The following is a 21,100-nucleotide window of genomic DNA, read 5'->3' as shown; positions in this document are numbered from 1 at the left end:
CCCAGTTCGGCGCAGTCAAGACGGCCGGGGCACACAATCGGGGGAGGACCTATCGTTGCAAGCGCTCCTTAAGCTGAGCCAAGGAATCGACGCGTTCACACGCTGGACGGGCAAACGCCTGGCGTGGCTGATCGTGGCCGCCGTCATCATCTCCGCGGTCAATGCGATCATCCGCAAGACCTTCGACACGTCCTCCAATTCGTGGCTCGAGCTGCAATGGGTGCTGTTCAGCATCGTGTTCCTGCTCTGCTCGCCCTGGACGCTGCTCGACAACGAGCACATCCGCATCGACATCGTGAACAACGCGCTGCCGAAGACGGTGCGTAACGTGATCGACGTGGTCGGTCATTTGTTCTTCCTGATCCCGCTGTGCATCGTCATGATCATCACCGGCGTGCCGTTCTTCCAGCGCTCGTTCCACATCAACGAGCAATCCGGCAATGCCGGCGGCCTGCCGCAATGGCCCGCCAAGGCCCTGATCATGATCGGGTTCGCGTTCCTGCTCGTTCAGGGCATCTCCGAGCTGATCAAGCGGATTGCGGTGATGCGCGGAATGATTCCGGACCCGCATGAATCCCAGGTCTCGGCGCTCGAGGCGGAAGTCGAGCATCTCGTCGAAGCGATCGAGAAGAAGTAGCCGTTGGCGACGGTTTAGGGGGAAATCATGACCGCTTTCATTGTCGCCAATATGGCGCCCATCATGTTCGCGTCGCTGGTCGTCGTGCTGCTGCTCGGCTATCCCGCGGCATTCTCGCTCGGCGCAGTCGGCCTGTTCTACGCCGTCATCGGCGTCGAGCTCGGCCAATTCCACCCCGACTTCCTCCAGGCGCTTCCCGAGCGCGTCTACGGCGTGATGAACAACGACACGCTGCTCGCCATTCCCTTCTTCACCTTCATGGGACTGGTGCTGGAGCGGTCGGGCATGGCCGAGGACCTGCTCGACACCATCGGCCAGCTGTTCGGCACCATCCGCGGCGGTCTTGCCTATGCCGTGATCTTCGTCGGTGCGCTGCTTGCCGCCACGACGGGCGTGGTCGCGGCGTCCGTGATCTCGATGGGCCTGATCTCGCTGCCGATCATGCTGCGCTACGGCTATGACCGCCGCGTGGCGGCCGGTGTCATCGCCGCGTCCGGCACGCTCGCGCAGATCATTCCGCCCTCGCTCGTCCTGATCGTGATGGCCGACCAGCTCGGCAAGTCCGTCGGCGACATGTACGAGGGCGCCTTCATTCCCGGCCTCGTGCTCGCGGGGCTCTATGCCGGCTACGCCTTCCTCGTCAGCATGATCTTCCCGAAGGCCACGCCGGGCCTGCCGAAGGAAGCCATCGGCTTCCGCGAAGACAGCGGCGATCGCGGCCTGCGTTCCCTCGGCGTGCTGTTCCTGGCGAGCTGCGTGTTCGGCTGGTTCATGATGCGCAATTCGGAGACCCATGGCGCCGACTATGTCGTGCTCAGCATGTTCTACGGCATCATCTTCGCGTTCGTCGTCGCCGTGCTGAACTGGGTAATCGACAAGCTCACCGGCTTCCGCTTCCTCTCGAAGATGGCGCAGCAGACCACCTTCGTGATGGTGCCGCCGCTGTTCCTGATCTTCCTGGTGCTCGGCACGATCTTCATCGGCATCGCGACCCCGACCGAAGGCGGCGCGATGGGCGCCGCCGGCGCCCTCATCCTCGGCGCCGCGAAGCGGCGTCTGAGCTGGGACCTGATCCGGCAAGCAACGGAATCGACCGCCAAGCTGTCGGCTTTCGTCGTGTTCATCCTGGTCGGCGCCCGCGTGTTCTCGCTCACCTTCTATGGCGTCAACGGGCACGTCTGGGTCGAGCACCTGCTCACCTCGCTGCCCGGCGGCCAGGTCGGCTTCCTGATCTTCGTCAACGTCTTCGTGTTCGTGCTGGCCTTCTTCCTCGACTTCTTCGAACTGGCCTTCATCGTGATCCCGCTGCTCGGACCCGCCGCCGAGCATCTCGGCATCGACCTGATCTGGTTCGGCGTCATCCTCGGCGTCAACATGCAGACCTCGTTCATGCATCCGCCGTTCGGCTTCGCGCTCTTCTATCTGCGCTCGGTCGCACCGAAGGACCGCTACACCGATCGCGTCACCGGAAAGCGGATGGACCCCGTCACCACGGGCCAGATCTATTGGGGTGCGGTGCCGTTCGTCGTCATCCAGATGATCATGGTCGGATTGGTGATCACGTTCCCGTCGATGGTGATGCACTACAAGGGCGTCCAGTCGACCATCGATCCCAACACGATCAAGATCGAAGTGCCGCAGATCGAGCTGCCGCCGCTGGATCTCGGACCGCCGTCGAAGTAAGAGAGCGCCCTTCACCCGTCTCGCCGCTACCGCGGCGAGACGCCCGCTCCCGCGAGAGGGCCCGCAAGGGGAGAGGGTAAAGTGCCCTGCTCCGCCAGCCGAAACCGCAACGTGAACTCCGCGCCGCCGCCGGGTAAGTTCTCCACCGCGACGGTGGCCGCGTGATCGTCGGTCACGGCGCGCACGATCGACAGCCCGAGTCCCGCGCCGTCGCTGCGGCGGCGGTCGGCGCGCCAGAAGCGCTGGAAGATCAGCTCGCGCTCGGCCTCCACGATGCCCGGGCCGCAATCGCGCACGCGCACCGAACCGTCCTCGCCCACCTCGACGTCGACGGTGGTGTCCTTTGCCGTGAACTTGATGGCGTTTTCGGCAAGGTTGAAGATCGCGCGCTGGAGCATCTCCGCATTGCCGTGGATGCTGACCGGCGCGTCGGTGCCCCGCAGCGCGATGTCCTTGTGCTGCGCGATCGCGAACGGGGCGATCGAGGCGACCACCTCGGCGCAGACCGCGCGCAAATCCGCGATCTCGCCGGGATCGAGCACCAAAGTGTCGAGTTCGGCGATCTCCAGCAGTTGGGCGACGAGACGGCTCATGGTTTCGATGTCGGCATGCAGCGCCTGCCGCACCGCATGATCGCCGAGCGTCTCGATCCGCGTGCGCAGGATCGCGAGCGGCGTGCGCAATTGATGCGCGGCATCCGCCGTGAACTGCCGCTGCACCCGAAAACCGCCTTCGAGGCGGTCGAGCGCCCGGTTGACGGCGGTGACGAGCGGCAGGATCTCGCGCGGGATCTGCTCGGTCGGCAGGCGGATGTCGGTGCGCGCCGGACCGATGTTGCTGGCCTCCTCGGACGCCTTCCACAGCGGCGCGATCGCACGGCGAAAGATGATGATGTCGGTGGCGAGCAGGATCAGCAGGATCGGGATGGTGATCCATCCCACGCGGCGGAAGAAGTTCGAGACGATGTCGTCGATGATGACGTCACGGTGCGCGAGGTCTTCCGCGACCTGGATGCGCACCCTCTTGCCGTCGATCTCGCGGGTGACGGCGGCGCCGGAAATGCTCTCCGACGCGCGCGGCGCGGCGGCAGCGGTACGCCGATGCGAGGAGAACAGCAGCCGGCCGTCGGCATCGCGAATGTCGTACTGATAGCGGCCATAGGCTTCCGAGTAGAGGCCCTTGAGACTGTCGGGCAGATTGAAGGTCAGCACGCCGCCCGGCTGGACAACGATGCGCTCCGCCAGCACCTCGGCCTGGGCGCGCATGGCATCGCGATGCAGCTGGTCGATCTCGGAATTGAGCAGCCAGAACAGCACCAGCGGCAGGAAGATCGCGACCACCGCGACGGCCAGGATGTGCAGGAACACGATGCGCCAGATCAGGGATTTGAACGTCGGCGACCTGCCGAAGGACCCGGTATGGGACCCGATCTGGGCCACGCTATTTCTCCACGTCCATGAGATAGCCGACGCCGCGGATGGTATGGATCACGACCTTGGCGCCGTGCTCGGCGAGCTGCTTGCGCAGCCGCGAGACATAGACCTCGACCGCGTTGGAGGCGACCTCGCCGTCCAGTCCGAAGATGTGGTCCTCGACGTTCTTCTTCGGCACCACCCGGCCCTGCCGGCGCAGCAGGATCTCCAGCACCGACGTCTCGCGCGCGGAGATGATCCGCGGCTGGTCGTCGACGAAGATCTGGCGGCTCTCGGTGTCGTAGACGAGGTTGGCGAGATTGAGCGAGCGGCCGAGCAGCTGGCCGGGCCGGCGCAGGATCGCCTCCAGCCGCGCGATCAGCTCCTCCATCGCGAAGGGCTTGGCGAGATAGTCGTCCGCGCCGCTGCGCAGGCCGCTGACGCGGTCCTGCAGGCCGCCGCGTGCGGTCAGCACCAGCACGGGGAGCGGCTCCATCTTGAGGCGCAGCTCGCGCAGCACCGACAGGCCGTCGCCGTCGGGCAGCCCGAGGTCGAGGATCATCGCAGCATAGCTGACGCTGCTCACCGCCTCGCGCGCCTCGGCCGCGCTGCCGACGATGTCGCTCTGGTAGCCCGCCGCCGCCAGCCCGCCCGCGACGAGCCGCGACAGCTCGGCATTGTCCTCGACGATCAGAAGGCGCATCGCAAATCCGCCGAAAACTCAAGTGTCACCGTACGGCCCGCGCCGCACTCCGCTCTCTTCTACCATTCGCCAGGTTTCAGCCAGCAAAAAGGCAGCTCGCGCGGGCCTCTCGCGCGGTGTCAGCCCCTTGTAAGCATCGGCACCCGCCGAGTTGGGGTCATCCTCACCATGCGATCCGCTAGGCCCGTTCGTCGGGATACCACCGCTCGATCAAGAACGAGCTGCCGGCGGCGACGGCGAGCAGGCACGCCATCACGACAATGCTCGCGGGCCATGAAATCAGACCGCGCTCGTGAGCGCCGATCGCGGCGGTGCCAATCGTCACATAGCCCCCCGTCACGACAAAGCTCGATACGGCCTGCAAGACAGCGCCCCTGGTCACCGGCCTATAGTTAAGGAATTTCAGCAGCAACGGGCCGCCCGAAATTCCAAGCGCAAGGCCCCACGCACAGATCAGCGTGGGGACGTGAAAGAGATCGGCCGGACTGGGAGACAAGGCGACACCTGGGGCTTTCGGCGTTTGACGCCTGCAACCGAAATGCGGTTCAAAAGACTCCCGAGCCGCAGCAGATCGGCAGCAGCGCATCCACAGCTCCAAGATGCGCAGCGCCCGGATTGCCAACGAGATACTTCGGATTGGTCAATTTCCGCATCCCGCCGGTGCTTTGCCCGACATGTCAAAGTGCTCCGCCTCCCGACGCCGGCTGCACCTCCACGAAGGCCGCCTGTGCGGCCAATTTTTTCTTATGATTTATCAAGCCGTTGGCTACTGTGCATGGGGTTGTTTTTCGAATTTTGAGTTGGGCGCTCCCTTGATTGCATAAAAAAACGCCCCGGAGCTTTCGCTCCGGGGCGCTGCATCCAACCGGTGATGCGCTCAGCTCTGCGAGCGCCGCGCCATGAAGATGTCGTAGCCGACCTCGGCGACCTGGAACCAAGCATAGCCGTCGCTCGTGAACTTGGCGAGGGAGTCGTGCACCTTCTTGAAATTGGCGTTGGTCGCGCCGACTTCGGCATGCAGCTCCTTGGCGGCCTTGTAGCAGGCATCCATGATCGACGGCGAGAAGGCGTGCAGCTTGGTGCCACCCGCCAGCAGCTTCTTCAGCGCCAGCGGATTGGCGGCGTCGTAGCGCGCCATCATGTAATTGTTGGCGTAGTGCCCGGCCTGCTCCAGCACGCTTTGGTAATATTTCGGCAGCGCGTTCCACTTGTCGAGGTTGACGAAGGCCAGCAGCATCGGTCCGCCCTCCCACCAGCCGGGATAGTAGTAGTGCGGCGCGATCTTGTAGAAGCCGAGCTTCTCGTCGTCGTAGGGGCCGACCCATTCGGCGGCGTCGATGGTGCCCTTCTCCAGCGCCGGGTAGATGTCACCGCCGGCGAGCTGCTGCGGCACCACGCCGAGCTTCTGGAGCACGCGACCGGCAAAGCCGCCGACGCGGAATTTCATCCCCTTGAGATCCTCGGCCGTGTTGACCTCTTTCCTGAACCAGCCGCCCATCTGGCAGCCGGTGTTGCCCGCGAGCAGCGAGACGACGTTATAGCTCTTGTAGAACTCGTTGAGCACGTCGCGGCCGCCGCCCTGCATGTACCAGGCCTGGTTGATGCGCATGTTCGGACCGAACGGCACGGCCGAGCCGAAGGTGAAGGTCGGATCCTTGCCGAAATAATAATAGGAGGCGGTGTGGCCGATTTCGCAGGTGCCGTTCTGCACGGCGTCGAGCACCTGCAGGCCCGGGACGATCTCGCCGGCTGCGAAGATCTGGATCTGGAATTTGTTGTCGGTCGCCTCGGCGACCATCTTGCACATCATCTCTGCGCCGCCGAACAGCGTGTCGAGCGATTTCGGCCAGCTCGTCGGCATGCGCCATTTGATTTCCGGCATCGACTGCGCGATCGCGGGGGCCGCAAGCGTGGCCGCGCCGGCCGCACCAAGTCCTGTGACCTTGATGAAGTCTCTTCTCTTCATGATTTCCTGCCCTGATGTATCAGTGATTGTGAGCCTTCTTTCCGAGGCTTGCGGTCAGCATGACGCAAGCCGGGACCGAATGCCATCCCGATCGCACTGCGGCAAAGAAAAAGCCCGGCCTCCACTGGAGGCCGGGCTTTCCGGTCTTGCGACTTTAGGCCTAGACGATCAGCCGCGCGTGCGCGAGCGGATCATGAAGCTGTCGTAGGTGTATTCGGCAACCTGCCACCACAGATATTCGTCGGAACGGTAAGCCTGCATGGCGTCGATCGACTTCTTGAAGTCGGGGTTCTTGGCCGAGATCTCGCCCCACAACTCGTTGGTCGCCTTGAGGCAGGCTTCCAGCACTTCGTTGGTGAACGGACGAAGCTGGGTGCCGCCGGCGACCAGGCGCTTCAAGGCCGCCGGGTTCTGCATGTCGTAGCGTGCGGCCATCCAGCTGTTGGCATTGGCCATCGCGTTGGTGAGGATCGCCTGGTAGCTCTTCGGCAGCGAATTCCACTTCTCCAGGTTGGCGAAGGCGTGGACGGTCGGACCGCCCTCCCAGAAGCCCGGATAGTAGTAGTACTTGGCGACCTTGGCGAAGCCGAGCTTCTCGTCATCGTAGGGGCCGACCCACTCGGCGGCGTCGATGGTGCCCTTCTCCAGCGCCGGATAGATGTCGCCGCCGGCGAGCTGCTGCGGCACCACGCCGACCTTCTGGAGCACCTGGCCGGCAATGCCGCCGATGCGCATCTTCAGGCCGGAGAGGTCCGCAACCGTCTTGATCTCCTTGCGGAACCAGCCGCCCATCTGGGTGCCGGTGTTGCCGCAGGGGAAGCCGATCACGTTCGACTTCTTGAAGAACTCGTTGCCGAGCTCCATGCCGCCGCCCTGGTACCACCAGGAGTTCTGCTGGCGCGCATTGAGGCCGAACGGCACAGAGGCGTAGATCGCGAAGGTCGGATCCTTGCCGACATAGTAGTACGACACGGTGTGGCACATCTCGACGGTGCCGTTGGAGGTCGCATCGAGCGCCTGCAGGGCCGGAACGATCTCGCCGCCGGCGAACACCTGGATCTGGAATTTGTTGTCGGTCATCTCGGCGACGTACTTCGCCACCTGCTCCGCACCGCCATAGATGGTATCGAGCGACTTCGGGAAGCTCGACGTCAAGCGCCACTTCACCTCGGGCGAGGACTGCGCGATCGCCGGCGAGGCCACCGCGGCGGTCGCCGCCGCGCCTGCTGCCGACACTTTCAGAAAATCACGACGCTTCATCTTCAGGTCTCTCCTTGTTGGGGCGTTTCCCCTTAACTTCTCTTCTTGCCGCCGCTCATTCCGGCGACGCGTTAGGCCGCGTCGAACCGAAGGGGCTTGACTGCCGTGGGCCTTTACCACGGAAGCCCCGCCTGCGGAACGCGACAATGGCATGACGGGGCTCTACGAAAGTCGCATGCCCCCAAAAGGACGAGGGGAGCGGCCCCGGGCGGGCTCAGGCTGCCGCGATGACGCCCTTCAGCTGGTCGCGGACCTGCCCTGCAATGGCGCGGTAGATCGCCGCATGGGGACCGTCCGGCTCGCTGTCGACGACGGGATTGCCGGCATCCGAGCTGGCGCGAATCGCCATGTGCAGCGGGATCTCGCCGAGGAAGGGGACCTCGAGCTTCTCGGCCTCGTGCCGGGCCCCGCCATGGCCGAAAATGTCCGATCGCGTACCGCAATGCGGGCACTGGAAGTAGCTCATGTTCTCGACGATGCCGAGCACGGGCACGTTGACCTTCTTGAACATGGCAAGCCCCCGCCGCGCGTCGATCAGGGACAGGTCCTGCGGGGTCGAGACGATCACCGCGCCCTTCAGCGGCACGTTCTGCGCCAGCGTGAGCTGGGCATCGCCGGTACCCGGCGGCATGTCGACGACCAGCACGTCGAGCTTGCCCCATTCGACGTCGCGCAGCATCTGCGTCACCGCCGACATCACCATGGGACCGCGCCAGATCATCGCGGTCTCTTCCTCGACCAGGAAGCCGATGGACATGATGGCGAGGCCGAAGCGCCGGAGCGGAATCATCTTTCGCTCGTCGTTCAGCTCCGGCTTGGCGTGCAGGCCAGTCAGCCGTGGCACCGAGGGGCCGTAGATGTCGGCATCAAGCAGCCCGACCTTGAGGCCGAGGTCGCGAAGGCCCAGAGCCAGGTTCAGTGCGGTGGTCGACTTGCCGACGCCGCCCTTGCCGGAGGCGACCGCGATCACGGCGGCAACGCCCGGGATTTCCGACTGCCGCGCCATCGGCGATTGGGCGCCGCCCTGTGGCGGCGGCTTGTGGGCATGGACCGGCTGCACGCCGGGCGTGCCGCGGCTGGGTTGCGGGGGTGGCGGCGGCGCGGAGCCCGGCTTGCGTTCGGCGGTCAGCGCCACCATCACGGTGGTGACGCCGGGAATGGCGCGCACGGCGGCCTCCGCTTCGGCCCGGATGGACTCCCAGGCCCTCGCCTCGGCGGCATCGACATTGATCGAGAAGAACACCTTGCCATCGGACGCGTTGATCGCGCTCAGCACATTGGCATTGGGGAGCGCGACCCCGCGGGGGGATTTGATCCGGGCGAGGCTGTCGAGAACCTGTTGCTGCGTCACGCTCAAAGCGCATCTCCTCAAAGTTCAGGATGCCCCATTAGAGCGGAAACGCCCAAAAGGCTACTGCCTGCCGATATCGTCAGCCTTCTCGGTCGGCGCTGCCCCCTGCTCCCTGGCGGCCTCGTAATTCAGCTCGATCATGACCCCGTTGGGGTCGTTGACGAAGATCTGCCAGAGCTCGCCGCCGGGCACCTGGCGGGACTCGAACTTCATGTCCCTGGATGCCAGCCGCTGCTTCATGCCGTCGAAGCCGGTGCTGACGAAGGCGACATGATGGACCACGCCGGAATCCGGCTTTTGCGGCTCGGCGGTCGCGGAAATATCAACGAGGTGCACCACCGCCTTGCCCTCGCTGTACATCCAGGCGCCGGGGAAGGCGAAATTCGGCCGGGCGCCTTTTTCGAGGCCCAGCACGTCCTCGTAGAAGCGGACCGTCTCGGCCAGATTCCGGGTCCGGATGTTGAAATGATCGAGGACGCCAACGCTCACGCCGCCCATGCTTTCGCTCCCTTTTTTGAAGTCCTTGGGTCCGGCATCCTAGCACAGGGGGCCACCAAACGAAGCCGTTGCCCTCCGCCCCTAACGGTTTATGGTGCGCCTCCGATCCGCCCTCGCGGCGGAACTTCGAGGACGCCGCCCTGGCGCCCTCGCCCGGCTGCAACCGTAAAACTCAAGCTACGGACAAGGTACCACACATGGCTAAAGTCGCTTTCCTCGGTCTCGGCGTCATGGGCTTCCCCATGGCCGGACACCTCGTGAAAAAAGGGGGCCATGAGGTCACCGTCTACAACCGCACCGCGGCCAAGGCGAAGGAATGGGCGGACAAGTTCGGCGGCAAGACCGCTCCGACCCCGAAGGCCGCCGCCGAAGGCCAGGATTTCGTGATGTGCTGCGTCGGCAACGACAACGATCTGCGCGCGGTCACGATCGGCCCCGACGGCGCCTTCGCCGGCATGAAGAAGGGTGCGACCTTCGTCGATCACACCACCGCCTCCGCCGAAGTCGCCCGTGAGCTGGATGCGGCCGCGATCAAGGCCGGCTTCAAGTTCATCGACGCGCCGGTCTCCGGCGGCCAGGCCGGCGCCGAGAACGGCGTGCTGACGGTGATGTGCGGCGGCGCGCAAGACGCCTATGCCGGCGCCGAACCTGTTATCACGGGCGCCTATGCGCGGATGTGCAAACTGCTCGGGCCCGCCGGAAGCGGCCAGCTGACCAAGATGGTCAACCAGATCTGCATCGCAGGCCTCGTGCAGGGTCTCTCCGAGGGCATCCACTTCGCCAAGAAGAGCGGCCTCGACGTCGCGGCCGTGATCGAAACCATCTCCAAGGGCGCCGCGCAGTCCTGGCAGATGGAGAACCGCTACAAGACCATGAACGAGGACAAGTACGATTTCGGCTTCGCGGTCGAATGGATGCGCAAGGATCTCTCGATCGCGCTGGCCGAAGCGCGCCGCAACGGCGCCAACCTGCCTGTCACCGCGCTGGTCGATCAGTTCTATTCCGAGGTCGAGAAGATGGGCGGCAAGCGCTGGGATACCTCGAGCCTGCTGGCGCGCCTCAATCGCTGATGAACGCATTGACGGCCGCAGCCGGGCAGCTGCGGCCCTCGCGGATCTCGACGCGGCGCCCGCCGCGGCGAGGCTCGCATTGAGTCGAAGAACGAATTCCGGGGGGAATTGACTTGCTGAGCGTGATAGCCGTCATTTTCATCGTTGCGTATGCTGCCATCGCGCTCGAACACCCGCTCGGCGTCAACAAAAGCGCTTCGGCTTTGCTGGGAGCCGGCCTGCTCTGGACCATTTACGCGGTGTCCGTTGGAGATGCCTCGCTCGTCAACCACCAGCTCGACGAATCCGTCGCCTCGACCGCTCAGATCGTCTTCTTCCTGATCGGCGCCATGACGATCGTCGAGGTGATCGACGCCCACAACGGCTTCGAAGTCATCACCTCGATCATCCGCACCACGAAGCAGACCACGCTGATGTGGATCATCGGCTTCGTCACCTTCTTCCTGAGCGCGATCCTCGACAATCTGACGACCACCATCGTGATGATCTCGCTGATCCAGAAGCTGATCGGCAACAAGAGCGATCGCCTGCTGTTCGCCTCCATCATCGTCATCGCGGCCAATGCCGGCGGCGCCTGGACCGTGATCGGCGACGTCACGACGACGATGCTCTGGATCGGAGGGCAGATCACTCCCGTCAGCATCATGAAGTCGGTGTTCCTGCCGTCGCTGGCCAACCTTCTGATACCGCTGCTCATCATCGGCTATTCGCTCAGGGGAAAAGAGATCGTCCCTCCGCTGCAAGGGGGAGAGCAGGCCCTCAGGGTCGAGGCGTTCGAGCGCAATCTGATGTTCTATCTCGGCCTCGGCACCCTGGTTGCGGTTCCGGTTTTCAAGGCCGTGACGCACCTTGCGCCTTTCATGGGTATTCTTTTCGGGCTGGGCATCCTCTGGCTGGTCGGCGAGATCGTTCACCGCCATAAAGACGAGGATGCGCGCCGTCCCCTCACCCTCGTCCATGCGCTGACGCGCATCGACATGAGCTCCATCGTGTTCTTCGTCGGCATCCTGATGGCCGTCGCGTGCCTGGAGCATGCTCGCGTGCTGGAACTGGCGGCGAAATGGCTCGACGCCACGGTCGGGCGTCTCGACATCATCGTCATGCTGCTCGGCCTCCTGAGCGCCATCATCGACAACGTCCCGCTCGTCGCGGCCACGATGGGCATGTACAATCTGGTGCAATATCCGCCCGACAGCTTCATCTGGGAGTTCATCGCCTATTGCGCCGGCACCGGCGGCTCGATCCTGATCATCGGCTCGGCCGCGGGCGTTGCCGCCATGGGACTCGAGAAGATCGAGTTCTTCTGGTACGCCCGCCGCATCGCAGGCCCCGCGCTGGCGGGCTATCTGGCGGGAGCGGTGGTCTACATCGCCCAGCACGCTGCGCTGCATTGAACGGCGCAGGCGACATCCAAATTAACGCCGGGTTAACGTAATTCTTTAGCTCCTTAAGTCACCTCTTAAGGATTTCTTGCCAGAGATAGACAATGCAGAAGGCCCGCGTCCGGCGTGGGCAGGAATCGTTGTTGCTTGATGAGTAACCCCGCTGAAAAGCCTGAGGTCGTGCAGCTTCCGGCCGAGCCGGTGAGCGCTCCATCGGCGAGCAGCCGACGGGCTGCGGCGCAGCGGGTGCGCGAGGCGCGCGACAAGTTAACGTCGACCAGCGGAACCCGGCCGGCCTTCGACGCCGAGATGCTGCGCCAATACGCCCAGACGCGGCTGTCGGCTTCCTATGTCGTGATGCTGCTGGTGGTCGCGACCGGCGTGCTGTTCGGCCTGTGGATGCAGCCGATCCCGGCCGCGGCCTGGACCGCCGGCATGCTCTGCATCCACACCGCGATGATCCGCAGTTGCCGGCGCTTCCTGACCGAGCCCGCTTCGCCCGCGGCGACGCGGGCATGGCAGACGCGTTTCGTCGTGCTCGACCTGCTCTATGGCCTGTGCTGGATGGCGATCCTGATCCATCCCGTGCTCGACATGGTCACGGAAACGCTGATGATGTTCCTGATGCTGCTGGTGATCGCAGTATCGAGCATGCTCGCCGCCAATCTGCCGATCGCGGCGCTTGCCGCCACAGCGCCGGTCGCAGTCGCCATGGCGCTGAGCTTCGTGATGACCGGCTCGCTGGACAATTACATCCTGGCCGCGCTCGCGCTCGCGGCCGAAGGCTATTTCGTGCTGCTGGCGCATCGCCTGCACTCCTCGACCTTCGCCACGCTGGAAGCGCGCGCCGAGAAGGACGCGCTGATCGGCGAGCTCGAGCAGGCCAAGGCGATCTCGGACGAAGCGCGCCACCGCGCCGAATCCGCCAACGTCGCCAAGTCGCGCTTCCTCGCGCAGATGAGCCACGAGCTCCGCACGCCGCTGAACGCCATCCTCGGCTTCTCCGAGGTGATGAAGAGCGAGATCTTCGGCGCGCATGCGGTGCCGGTCTACAAGGAGTACTCGGCGGACATCCATAATTCCGGCGTGCACCTGCTCAACCTCATCAACGAGATCCTCGACCTGTCGCGGATCGAGGCCGGCCGCTACGAGCTCAACGAGGAAGCGGTGTCGCTGGTCGGCATCGTCGCCGACTGCCATCATCTGATGAAGCTGCGCGCCTCCAGCCGCGGCATCACCATCCACGAAGTGTTCGAGCAGGCCATGCCGCGGCTGTGGGCCGACGAGCGCGCGATCCGCCAGGTCGTGCTCAACCTGCTCTCCAACTCGATCAAGTTCACCCCGCAAGGCGGCGAGATCTGGCTGAAGGCCGGCTGGACCGCCTCGGGCGGACAATATCTCTCGGTGCGGGATTCCGGTTCCGGAATCCCCGAGGACGAGATCCCGGTCGTGCTCGCCTCGTTCGGCCAGGGCTCCAACTCGATCAAGTCCGCCGAACAGGGTGCCGGCCTCGGCCTGCCGATCGCCAAGAATCTGATCGACCTGCATGGCGGCACGTTCACGCTGAAATCGAAACTGCGCATCGGCACCGAGGTGATCGTCACCTTCCCGCCGGAGCGCGTGATGAGCGCGCTGGCGCCGCTATCGGATGATTCCCCGCCGCTCCAGCCGGAGAGTTCCGTACTGCCCGAGGAGAAGCGCCGGCCGCGCCACAAGCCGATCATGAGCGCAGGCACAGGCTCTTAACCAGATGCTTGCAGACATGCCCGACAATCCCCCACTATGTCCGAATGAGCAAAGAAACGCCGTGCGTCGCCGTCTGCATGATCGATCCCGGGACCAAGCTGTGCTTCGGCTGCGGCCGGACCTTGCCCGAGATCGCGCGCTGGCACGCCATGGAAAGCGCGGACCGGCTTGCCGTCATGGCGCTGTTGCCGGCACGCATGACGGAAGCTGGACTGGCGCCGATCGCGGCATCGCCGAAACCCACCTGACCGGCCTGCGCGCCTGCGGAGGCGCGCGATGATCCGCTTCCTGCTCGTCCTCGTCATGCTCGCCGGCACGGCAGGCGCCGTCGTCGCCTATGGCGACCCCGACCAGATCGCCCGCGCCAGCCACAAGGTCTCGCACATCTTTCGTGCGCAGACGGCGGCGACGCCTGCCCCCGCCGTGCAGATCCCACGCGGCCAGGGCGGCGAATTTGCTCTCAAGGCCAAGATCAACGGTGTCGCGGCGCCCATGGTGATCGATACCGGCGCGACCTCGGTGGTGCTGACCTGGGAGACCGCGAAGGCCATCGGCCTGCCGCTCGAGATGCTCGAATACGACGTCGACCTCGAAACCGCGGGCGGCCACACCAAGGCGGCCCGCCTCACGCTCGACCGGCTCTCCGTCGGCCATCTCGTCGAAAAATCGGTGCCGGCCCTCGTCGTCCAGCGCGGGCAGATGAAGACCAATCTGCTCGGCATGAGCTTCCTCGACCGCCTGGAGAGCTGGGGCGTGCGCGCCGACAAGCTGATGCTGACCGGCTATCCCGAGCTTCAGGGCAGCCATCGCCGCTCGCGCACGGCGATCGACTAGCGACTTCGGCCAGCACCCGTTTTATCCCTGGACCTTGCCGATTTTCATCGTGCTTTCCGCGGACGCGCGCCTAGCGCACAACGCGTGCGACGATGGTCCTGAAGAAATCCAGGGTGAATCGACCATAGATCACGCTTGAACCGGGCCCTGAAGCCGCAAGGCGATACGAATTGCCGAGGGCGCGGACAAACCCGATCATCTCCATCAGTTCAAGATGCGTCAGCATCAAATGAGTGCTCTCGAGCGACAGAAGGGCTTGAATGCCGATGTTGTTCATGACGGGCCTGCTCCCGGACGCGGCAGCGGCATGAATTGCGCCAGATAGGCGCTTCGCCACTGATACGGCGTATCGCCGACGAACCGCTTGAACACCGTGGTGAAATGCGCCTGGGTCTGGAAGCCTACGGTCAAGGCGATATCGACCAGGGCGACTTCGCCCTGCTTGAGCAGCTCCTGGGCGCGTTCGATCCGCCGCCTCAGCAGGTATTCGTGAGGCCGAACGCCGGTGGCTGCGCGGAACTGCGCGGCGAAGTGCATCCTGCTCAGCCCGGCCACGACCGCCAGATCCTGAAGCGTGATCTTGGCGGTCAGGTTCTCGTCGACATATTTCAGGACGCGCTTGAGGCGCCAGTTTTGCAGCGACCGCACGGCCCGGCCCGCATTCTCCTCGCGAACGGTCGGTGCGCGAAGCGTCTGCCGGCTGAACGTTCGGGTGAGGATCGCGAGCCGCAACGCATCGGCCATGATGGCGGAATGGGCATCGTGCGTGGCTTCGGTCGCCGCGAGTGCGTCCGACAGGCGCCGCATGATCGGGTCGTTGAACTCTCCCGTTGCAAGCGCCGGTTCGGACTCGGCGGACGCCCCCGCAAGGAGTTTTGCGGACAGCCGGAGGCCAGACCCGCGGGCGGCAGATGGCTCGACGTCGACCGCCCGCGTCTCGACTGCCAGGGCGACATCCAGATGGACGAAAGACAGCGTCGCTCCGTCTTCGCCGAACCGGTCAGGGAAAGTCGACAGCCCGGGCGGATCGCGATCGATCGCCGAGATATCGATCGCGCGAACGTCATGATTCCCAACCGCCTGTGAGCGTGACACTTGCAGCGACATCGTCGAATCTCCTTGTCCCGTTTTCGATCCGGCCAGGCCTGACTGACCTGTCCGAATGTCATGGGAGCAGAGTAATTCGCCGGCCCGCGCGATCCATTCTACGCGCGGTTGCGCCGATAGGTTGTCGGGTTGACCGCATCATACCTAGGTATGATGGCAGCATGTTCGTCCCGTGGGCGCACCGGCGCGGCACGTCACCGGGCATCGCGGAGCGGACGGGACCACGGCGCGATGCCTGCGGTAAGTTGACGCGCGTTTTGCGTATCATTCGAAGGCGGAAACACGTGACGTCCCTGATTTTCCGGGGATTCCCGCCGATCGGCGAATTCGCCGGGTTGCGTGGCGCGCAGGTCTTCCACGAGGGCACGAAAATCATGCGGCGGGCTGTTGTGAACACGGTCAAATCGCGGCATCAACGCCGCTTGTATGAGAATTACGACTGCCAGCGACGATGACGATTCATGATCGAACCACGGGTTCATCCATGAGCCGCGCCGGCTTGCGGTCCGGGTCTGCCGCCCTCGCCGTCGCCGTTTTCCTGGTTGACGTGCTGACGCCGCTCGAGGGCGCGGTCGCGGTTCTCTATGTCGTCGCGATCCTGCTCGCGGCCAAGACCAACCGGCGCGACGACATCATCGTCGCCGCGGCCGGCTGCGTCATCCTGACGATTGTCGCCTATCTGCTGTCGCACGATCTGGAGAGCATCGCCTCGCCCTTGCTTCGCGTGCTGGTGAGCCTCGCGGCGATCGGGATCACGACTCTGCTGGCGCTGCAAAATCACGCGGCGACGAAGCGCCTTGCAGCGCAGGCGCGCCTGCTCAACCTTTCGCATGACATGATCTTCGCCAGGGATCGCAGCGGCGTGATCACATTCTGGAACAAGACCGCCGAGCAGGCCTATGGCTGGTCGGCCGACGAGGCGCTCGGACAGCTCGCCGACAAGCTTCTGCGAACCACATATCCCGACCGGCGCGAGGTCATCGAAGCAGGCCTGCTCGACACGGGCCGATGGGAAGGCCGCGTGCAGCAGCGAACGAAAGACGGCGCCGTGCTCACCGTCGATGCCCGATGGGCCATGCAGCACGACCGTCTCGGCAAGCCCGTCGGAGTCCTTGAAACGCACACCGACGTCACCGACCGCGTCGCCGCACACAGCGCGCTGGTGCAGAGCGAGCAGCGGTACCGACGTATGTTCGACGCAAGCCGGATCGGTGTGGTCGAAGAAGACTGGAGCGATCTCCGGGCCGCACTCCAATCGCTGGACACCGCAGGAGCCGGCCTGCGCGAGCATCTGGTGCAACATCCTGATTTCGTCCGGCATGCCCGCCGGCTCGCCAAGATCACCGACGTCAATCCGGCCCTGCAAAAGATGGCAGGTGCAAACGGCGCCTCGGCCTTTATCGAGAATGTCGAGCGGCTTCTCGGCGAGGACGACCGGAGTTTCGTCGGCGCCTTGATCGCGTTCGCGGAAAGGGAGCCGTTCTACGAAGGAGAGACCGAGCTCGTCAGGCTCGACGGACGCAAGGTTCCGGTGCTGTTCACGATCACCTTCTCCTCCGAGCCCGGCGGCGATCGCAACGTGCTCGCTTTCGTCGTCGACATCACCGAGCGCGAGCAGGCGCAGGATGCCCTGCTTGCGGCGCAGGCGGAGCTCGCCCACGCCGCACGCGTCGCCACCCTCGGCGAGCTCACCGCCTCCATTGCCCACGAGGTCAACCAGCCGCTGGCGGCGATCGTCACCAGCGGAGAGGCCGGCCTGCGCTGGCTACGCCGCGAGGTACCCGATCTGGACGAGGTCGGGGCCACGATCGTCCAGATCGTCGGGGAAGGCCGCCGCGCCAGCGAGATTGTGGCGCGCATCCGGACCTTCCTGAAGAAGGCTCCCGCCCAGCAGGACAGTATCGACATCGCCGAGATCATCGAGGAAGCGGCCCTTCTGGTCGCGCGAGAGCTTGCGAACGACGGCGTCGTCCTCACCTTCGAGACCGAGCATGGCTTGAAGCCGGTTCGCGGCGACCGGATCCAGCTTCAACAGGTGCTCGTCAATCTCCTGGTCAATGCCTGCCAGGCCATGTCGGGTCAGCCCGGTTCCCGAACCGCCAAACTGCGCGCCATTGCCGTCGACGGGGAGCACCTCGCCATCACGGTGCAGGACAGCGGCCCGGGCATCCGGCCTGAAGACATGCCCCGCCTGTTCGACCCGTTCTTCACGACGAAGAGCGGCGGAATGGGCATGGGACTTGCGATCTGCCGAACGACGGTGGAAGCTCACGGCGGCCAGTTGTCGGTCGAGAGCACGCCGGGCGCGGGAGCGACATTCCGCCTGACACTGCCATACAGCCAAGAACACCCCAGACCATGAAACGACCCGACCAAGCGCAACCATCTGCCCAATCCCTCAACTCGGTCGTCATCATCGTCGATGACGACGCGGGGATCCGCGCCTCGCTCGACAGCCTGTTCCGATCTGTCGGCCTCGAAACGCGCCTGTTTGCATCGCCCGCCGAACTGCTCGGCGGCGCGCTGCCGGACGGCCCCGGTTGCATCGTGCTCGACGTCCGCCTTCCCGGCGTGAGCGGGCTCGACCTGCAAAGCCAGCTCGTCCGGCAGGGCATCAGCCATCCGATCATTTTCATGACCGGCCACGGGGACATTCCGATGTCGGTGCGGGCCATGAAGGCCGGCGCGGTCGATTTCCTCGCCAAGCCGTTTCGCGACCAGGACATGCTCGATGCGGTGACGGCGGCGCTCGAGCGCGACGCGCAGTACCGTGCCGAAGCCGCGACCAAGGAGGATATCCGCGCCCAATACGAGACCCTGACGGCGCGCGAGCGCGAGGTGATGGGCCATGTCACAGCCGGCCTGATGAACAAGCAGGTCGCCGCCCTGATCGGTCTCAGCGAGATCACCGTCAAGATCCACCGCGGGAACGTCATGCGCAAGATGGAGGTCCGGTCACTGGCCGACCTGGTCCGCAAGGCCGAGGCGCTTGGGGTTTCCCAGACCCGCAGGACTACGGACCAAACCTGAGTATAGTTCCGGCCGGGCTGCTCCGGGTGCATATAAGGCATTATCGGCCGCGCAAAGGGAGATACTCTCCTTGCGGAAGACTGCGGTCAGGATTGTGCGCTCATGGCCAAAACCCCGGTGATTGCGATCGTAGACGACGACGAGGGCGTCCGCACGTCGCTTGCGAGCCTCGTGCGCTCGATCGGCTACGAAGCCCAGGCCTATGAATCCGGCATGGATTTCCTGCAGCAGGCGCCAGCAGACGATCCGGCGTGCATGATCGCCGACGTCCAGATGCCAATTATCTCCGGTGATGAGTTGCAGGCCCGGCTGATTACCGCCGGTCGCCATTTCCCGATCATCTTCATGACGGCGTTCCCGAGCGAAAATGTGCGCCAGCGCGTGATGGCCGCAGGTGCACATTGCTATCTCGGCAAACCCTCCAGCGGTGACGAAATCATCCGCTGCCTTGAAGAGGCGCTGGCAGGTCACACGCCGTAGTCCGCAAGAGGGCTCTCCTCCCAACCCGACGTACATCCCGGCAAGGCGGACTTCTCGTGAATCATGCGAAATGAGAAACAGAAGGGATTCTTGAAATACTTCGGCTGCGGGATCGGCGATGCTGTGCGTGTTAGGTGACTGAGACCCCCACGTCACCGCTCGAGCCTGTCCTCCTCCCTGGGCGTACGAGCATCTCGGGGCCGTCCTCCCCCCAAGGACGGCCCCTTTTTTTGACCGCGTCGCGCGATCGGCGGCATCGTCTCTTCGGAACTTGGTAGCGCTAGGCGCTCGGGTGACGCGCGAAAGCAAACGCTCCGCAGTTTTGGTCAGGTCGGCGGGAGCGCTGTCGCTCCCGCCGACCTTCCTTCTGCCGGCCGTGCGTCAGGACCTGCAGGAAAACGTCGTCAGCGCGTAGCAGGCTGCTGGACGCTGCGTGCCGCGCGGGTGATGACAGCCGCCACCTCCTTCGGATGCGACTCGTAGACCGAATGGCTGGCACCGGGGATGACGGTGATCTGGCTCTTGGCGCGCTCATAGTACCAGCGCTCGAGATCCGGATTGATGATCTGGTCGCTACCGGCCACGACGCCCCAGCTCGGCTTGGTCTTCCATGCGGCCGCAGTGAGCGGCGTGCTGAATATTTGCGCCGCGGCCGGGACCTGCGAGCGCGCGACGAACTCGGCGCGCTCACGCGGCAGATCGGGTGCGAACAGTTTCGGGAATTGCACGGGATCGAGATAGGTGAACTTGTCGGGGGTGACCTTGATCACGCCCTCGGTCTTGCCGAGCACGCTCGGCGTCTTCTTGCCTAGCGCCGATTCGTTCTCGCCGACGTCGGGCGCGTGCGCGGCGACATAGACGAGACCGACGACGTTGGGATGGACTCCAGCTTCGGTGATGAGCGAGCCACCATAGCTGTGACCGACGAGGAGCGTCGGGCCGTCCTGTTGATCGAGAATGCGCTTCGCTGCCGTGACGTCGTCGGCGAACGACGTCTCGGGCTCCTGCACCATGGTAACGCGGAAACCTTCCTTGGTGAGAATCTCATAGACCGGCTTCCAGCCGGACGCGTCCACCCAGGCCCCATGCACCAGGACAATGTTCTTCAGGGGTTCTGCGCGTGCCGGGACGACGGTCGTCAACAGAGAGAAAGCCGCGGCAAGGGCCAGGCCAGCGTTGAGGGGTTTCATGTCGGGATCACTCCGGGTTGGAATGAGGCGACACTAATTTCGCCGCCTGCCTGCGTATTTCGGCAAGCAACGGCGCTTGCCACTTCGCACGCCCAAGAATGCTCGTCGCAACGGCGGCCACTCGCGCATCCTCGAACGCGACCTACTTAGGTCGTGCACTTCGAGCGGAGGAGACGCCATGTGTGCTGATATTCACGACGTCGCGAGGACCAGAACTGCCATCGTCGTCCGCAGAAGCCACGGGTTGAACCGATCGACGATGGTGCTGGGATCGACAATGACACCGAATTCACTCATCCGGATCGCCGCTGCCACTATAATCATCTTCAATGCGGCAGCTCCGGTTCATGCAGCGTCCTGCAAGGATTCGATCGAGCGTGTCCAGGCACAGCTGGACGCCGCCATTGAGAAGAATGCAGATGCAAATGGGTGGAGTCCGGAGAGTCTCGAGGCACTACGCGGTCATCAGCCCACGCCGCGATCTCTGGCACAGGCGGAAGGCGCAAGGGGAGCGCATCTTCGGCTCGCGCTCGATGCCCTCGATCGCGCGCGTGCGGCGGACCGCTCCGGCGACATCGCCAGGTGGAGCCGCGAGCTGTCCGAGGCAACGCTGCCGCTTCAGCAGGAGCCGCAATGATTCCGAAAGTGATGCCTTTGCGACCGTGCGGCCAGACAGCGGGACGTGCGTTCAGGGAATACCGGCACGCCGGCCGCTCCCTATCGTCCCGCGCAATGAAGGAATTCGGAGCAG

The 21,100-nt window shown here is 64.5% G+C and carries 22 protein-coding genes; 11 read left to right on the top strand and 11 right to left on the bottom strand.

Annotation, left to right across the window (positions count from 1 at the left end; all coding sequences use genetic code 11):
- The first annotated feature begins 55 nt into the window (after positions 1-55).
- Entirely contained in the window at positions 56-637 is a 582-nt protein-coding gene (locus tag CIT40_RS13330; protein WP_094896408.1) for a TRAP transporter small permease subunit, read from the top strand.
- A 27-nt stretch (positions 638-664) separates the two neighbouring features.
- The gene (locus tag CIT40_RS13325) at positions 665-2,320 is read left to right on the top strand and encodes a TRAP transporter large permease (RefSeq protein ID WP_094896407.1); all 1,656 of its coding nucleotides are present in this window, start codon (positions 665-667) and stop codon (positions 2,318-2,320) included.
- 26 nt (positions 2,321-2,346) lie between these two features.
- On the opposite strand, the gene CIT40_RS13320 is transcribed toward CIT40_RS13325, so the two are convergent.
- The 7 genes from CIT40_RS13320 to CIT40_RS13290 form a co-directional block, all read right to left on the bottom strand.
- The gene (locus CIT40_RS13320) at positions 2,347-3,759 is read right to left on the bottom strand and encodes a sensor histidine kinase (protein WP_162307478.1); all 1,413 of its coding nucleotides are present in this window, start codon (positions 3,757-3,759) and stop codon (positions 2,347-2,349) included.
- A gap of 1 nt (position 3,760) precedes the next feature.
- The gene (locus CIT40_RS13315; protein ID WP_094896406.1) at positions 3,761-4,435 is read right to left on the bottom strand and encodes a response regulator; all 675 of its coding nucleotides are present in this window, start codon (positions 4,433-4,435) and stop codon (positions 3,761-3,763) included.
- 178 nt (positions 4,436-4,613) lie between these two features.
- Positions 4,614-4,799 carry a hypothetical protein gene (locus CIT40_RS13310; protein ID WP_334265250.1) on the bottom strand — a complete coding sequence of 62 codons (186 nt, stop codon included), beginning with the start codon at positions 4,797-4,799 and terminating at the stop codon, positions 4,614-4,616.
- 513 nt (positions 4,800-5,312) lie between these two features.
- Positions 5,313-6,401, bottom strand: a complete 1,089-nt coding sequence (locus CIT40_RS13305) for a TRAP transporter substrate-binding protein (RefSeq protein ID WP_094896404.1) — start codon at positions 6,399-6,401, stop codon at positions 5,313-5,315.
- Positions 6,402-6,569: 168 nt separating this feature from the next.
- Complete coding sequence (locus CIT40_RS13300) at positions 6,570-7,661, bottom strand: TRAP transporter substrate-binding protein (RefSeq protein WP_094896403.1); 1,092 nt, start codon at positions 7,659-7,661, stop codon at positions 6,570-6,572.
- A gap of 214 nt (positions 7,662-7,875) precedes the next feature.
- Complete coding sequence (locus CIT40_RS13295) at positions 7,876-9,018, bottom strand: Mrp/NBP35 family ATP-binding protein (protein WP_094896402.1); 1,143 nt, start codon at positions 9,016-9,018, stop codon at positions 7,876-7,878.
- A 54-nt stretch (positions 9,019-9,072) separates the two neighbouring features.
- Positions 9,073-9,510: a VOC family protein gene (locus CIT40_RS13290; RefSeq protein WP_094896401.1), complete on the bottom strand. Its 438-nt coding sequence runs from the start codon at positions 9,508-9,510 to the stop codon at positions 9,073-9,075.
- A 197-nt stretch (positions 9,511-9,707) separates the two neighbouring features.
- Here CIT40_RS13290 and CIT40_RS13285 point away from each other — a divergent pair, with 197 nt between their 5' ends.
- The 5 genes from CIT40_RS13285 to CIT40_RS13265 all read left to right on the top strand — a co-directional run bounded on the left by CIT40_RS13285 (position 9,708) and on the right by CIT40_RS13265 (position 14,542).
- Positions 9,708-10,580 carry an NAD(P)-dependent oxidoreductase gene (locus CIT40_RS13285; protein WP_094896400.1) on the top strand — a complete coding sequence of 291 codons (873 nt, stop codon included), beginning with the start codon at positions 9,708-9,710 and terminating at the stop codon, positions 10,578-10,580.
- 113 nt (positions 10,581-10,693) lie between these two features.
- Positions 10,694-11,974 carry a sodium:proton antiporter NhaD gene (gene nhaD, locus CIT40_RS13280; protein ID WP_094896399.1) on the top strand — a complete coding sequence of 427 codons (1,281 nt, stop codon included), beginning with the start codon at positions 10,694-10,696 and terminating at the stop codon, positions 11,972-11,974.
- 138 nt (positions 11,975-12,112) lie between these two features.
- The gene (locus tag CIT40_RS13275; protein WP_094896398.1) at positions 12,113-13,708 is read left to right on the top strand and encodes a sensor histidine kinase; all 1,596 of its coding nucleotides are present in this window, start codon (positions 12,113-12,115) and stop codon (positions 13,706-13,708) included.
- A 44-nt stretch (positions 13,709-13,752) separates the two neighbouring features.
- Positions 13,753-13,956, top strand: coding sequence for a DUF1289 domain-containing protein (locus CIT40_RS13270; RefSeq protein WP_094896397.1), 204 nt, complete (start codon positions 13,753-13,755; stop codon positions 13,954-13,956).
- Between the two features lie 28 nt (positions 13,957-13,984).
- The gene (locus tag CIT40_RS13265; protein ID WP_094896396.1) at positions 13,985-14,542 is read left to right on the top strand and encodes a TIGR02281 family clan AA aspartic protease; all 558 of its coding nucleotides are present in this window, start codon (positions 13,985-13,987) and stop codon (positions 14,540-14,542) included.
- Between the two features lie 70 nt (positions 14,543-14,612).
- Here the strand turns inward: CIT40_RS13265 and CIT40_RS13260 are convergent, their stop codons facing one another.
- The 3 genes from CIT40_RS13260 to CIT40_RS13250 form a co-directional block, all read right to left on the bottom strand.
- The gene (locus CIT40_RS13260; protein WP_094896395.1) at positions 14,613-14,819 is read right to left on the bottom strand and encodes a hypothetical protein; all 207 of its coding nucleotides are present in this window, start codon (positions 14,817-14,819) and stop codon (positions 14,613-14,615) included.
- Positions 14,816-15,649: an AraC family transcriptional regulator gene (locus CIT40_RS13255; protein ID WP_094896394.1), complete on the bottom strand. Its 834-nt coding sequence runs from the start codon at positions 15,647-15,649 to the stop codon at positions 14,816-14,818. The genes CIT40_RS13260 and CIT40_RS13255 overlap by 4 nt, the downstream gene beginning before the upstream one ends.
- Positions 15,650-15,843: 194 nt before the next feature.
- A complete protein-coding gene (locus tag CIT40_RS13250; RefSeq protein WP_162307303.1) occupies positions 15,844-16,131 on the bottom strand; it encodes a hypothetical protein in 288 nt (95 codons plus the stop codon).
- Between CIT40_RS13250 and CIT40_RS13245 the strand changes: the two genes are divergently transcribed.
- The 3 genes from CIT40_RS13245 to CIT40_RS13235 all read left to right on the top strand — a co-directional run bounded on the left by CIT40_RS13245 (position 16,101) and on the right by CIT40_RS13235 (position 19,159).
- The gene (locus CIT40_RS13245) at positions 16,101-18,011 is read left to right on the top strand and encodes a PAS domain-containing sensor histidine kinase (protein ID WP_094896393.1); all 1,911 of its coding nucleotides are present in this window, start codon (positions 16,101-16,103) and stop codon (positions 18,009-18,011) included. The two genes, CIT40_RS13250 and CIT40_RS13245, sit on opposite strands and share 31 nt — an antisense overlap.
- A complete protein-coding gene (locus tag CIT40_RS13240; protein WP_094896392.1) occupies positions 18,008-18,679 on the top strand; it encodes a response regulator transcription factor in 672 nt (223 codons plus the stop codon). The genes CIT40_RS13245 and CIT40_RS13240 overlap by 4 nt, the downstream gene beginning before the upstream one ends.
- A 102-nt stretch (positions 18,680-18,781) precedes the next feature.
- The gene (locus CIT40_RS13235) at positions 18,782-19,159 is read left to right on the top strand and encodes a response regulator transcription factor (RefSeq protein WP_094896391.1); all 378 of its coding nucleotides are present in this window, start codon (positions 18,782-18,784) and stop codon (positions 19,157-19,159) included.
- 404 nt (positions 19,160-19,563) lie between these two features.
- Here the strand turns inward: CIT40_RS13235 and CIT40_RS13230 are convergent, their stop codons facing one another.
- Positions 19,564-20,349, bottom strand: coding sequence for an alpha/beta hydrolase (locus CIT40_RS13230; protein ID WP_094896390.1), 786 nt, complete (start codon positions 20,347-20,349; stop codon positions 19,564-19,566).
- A 178-nt stretch (positions 20,350-20,527) separates the two neighbouring features.
- On the opposite strand from CIT40_RS13230, the gene CIT40_RS13225 reads away from it, so the two are divergent.
- Complete coding sequence (locus tag CIT40_RS13225) at positions 20,528-20,986, top strand: hypothetical protein (RefSeq protein ID WP_244611964.1); 459 nt, start codon at positions 20,528-20,530, stop codon at positions 20,984-20,986.
- Positions 20,987-21,100 lie beyond the last annotated feature (114 nt).

This window comes from Bradyrhizobium amphicarpaeae, from assembly GCF_002266435.3.
GTDB lineage: Bacteria > Pseudomonadota > Alphaproteobacteria > Rhizobiales > Xanthobacteraceae > Bradyrhizobium > Bradyrhizobium amphicarpaeae.
Note: the sequence above shows the minus strand (reverse complement) of the source record. Positions and strands in the feature narration are given on the sequence as shown.

Excerpts from the sequence above, each read along its gene's own strand:
- CIT40_RS13325 (WP_094896407.1), top strand. The coding sequence starts at position 665 with ATGACCGCTTTCATTGTCGCCAATATGGCGCCCATCATGTTCGCGTCG.
- CIT40_RS13315 (WP_094896406.1), bottom strand. The coding sequence starts at position 4,435 with ATGCGCCTTCTGATCGTCGAGGACAATGCCGAGCTGTCGCGGCTCGTC.
- CIT40_RS13305 (WP_094896404.1), bottom strand. The coding sequence starts at position 6,401 with ATGAAGAGAAGAGACTTCATCAAGGTCACAGGACTTGGTGCGGCCGGC.
- CIT40_RS13300 (WP_094896403.1), bottom strand. The coding sequence starts at position 7,661 with ATGAAGCGTCGTGATTTTCTGAAAGTGTCGGCAGCAGGCGCGGCGGCG.
- CIT40_RS13290 (WP_094896401.1), bottom strand. The coding sequence starts at position 9,510 with ATGGGCGGCGTGAGCGTTGGCGTCCTCGATCATTTCAACATCCGGACC.
- CIT40_RS13285 (WP_094896400.1), top strand. The coding sequence starts at position 9,708 with ATGGCTAAAGTCGCTTTCCTCGGTCTCGGCGTCATGGGCTTCCCCATG.
- CIT40_RS13275 (WP_094896398.1), top strand. The coding sequence starts at position 12,113 with ATGAGTAACCCCGCTGAAAAGCCTGAGGTCGTGCAGCTTCCGGCCGAG.
- CIT40_RS13270 (WP_094896397.1), top strand. The coding sequence starts at position 13,753 with ATGAGCAAAGAAACGCCGTGCGTCGCCGTCTGCATGATCGATCCCGGG.
- CIT40_RS13265 (WP_094896396.1), top strand. The coding sequence starts at position 13,985 with ATGATCCGCTTCCTGCTCGTCCTCGTCATGCTCGCCGGCACGGCAGGC.
- CIT40_RS13260 (WP_094896395.1), bottom strand. The coding sequence starts at position 14,819 with ATGAACAACATCGGCATTCAAGCCCTTCTGTCGCTCGAGAGCACTCAT.
- CIT40_RS13255 (WP_094896394.1), bottom strand. The coding sequence starts at position 15,649 with ATGTCGCTGCAAGTGTCACGCTCACAGGCGGTTGGGAATCATGACGTT.
- CIT40_RS13245 (WP_094896393.1), top strand. The coding sequence starts at position 16,101 with ATGACGATTCATGATCGAACCACGGGTTCATCCATGAGCCGCGCCGGC.
- CIT40_RS13250 (WP_162307303.1), bottom strand. The coding sequence starts at position 16,131 with ATGAACCCGTGGTTCGATCATGAATCGTCATCGTCGCTGGCAGTCGTA.
- CIT40_RS13240 (WP_094896392.1), top strand. The coding sequence starts at position 18,008 with ATGAAACGACCCGACCAAGCGCAACCATCTGCCCAATCCCTCAACTCG.
- CIT40_RS13235 (WP_094896391.1), top strand. The coding sequence starts at position 18,782 with ATGGCCAAAACCCCGGTGATTGCGATCGTAGACGACGACGAGGGCGTC.
- CIT40_RS13230 (WP_094896390.1), bottom strand. The coding sequence starts at position 20,349 with ATGAAACCCCTCAACGCTGGCCTGGCCCTTGCCGCGGCTTTCTCTCTG.
- CIT40_RS13225 (WP_244611964.1), top strand. The coding sequence starts at position 20,528 with ATGTGTGCTGATATTCACGACGTCGCGAGGACCAGAACTGCCATCGTC.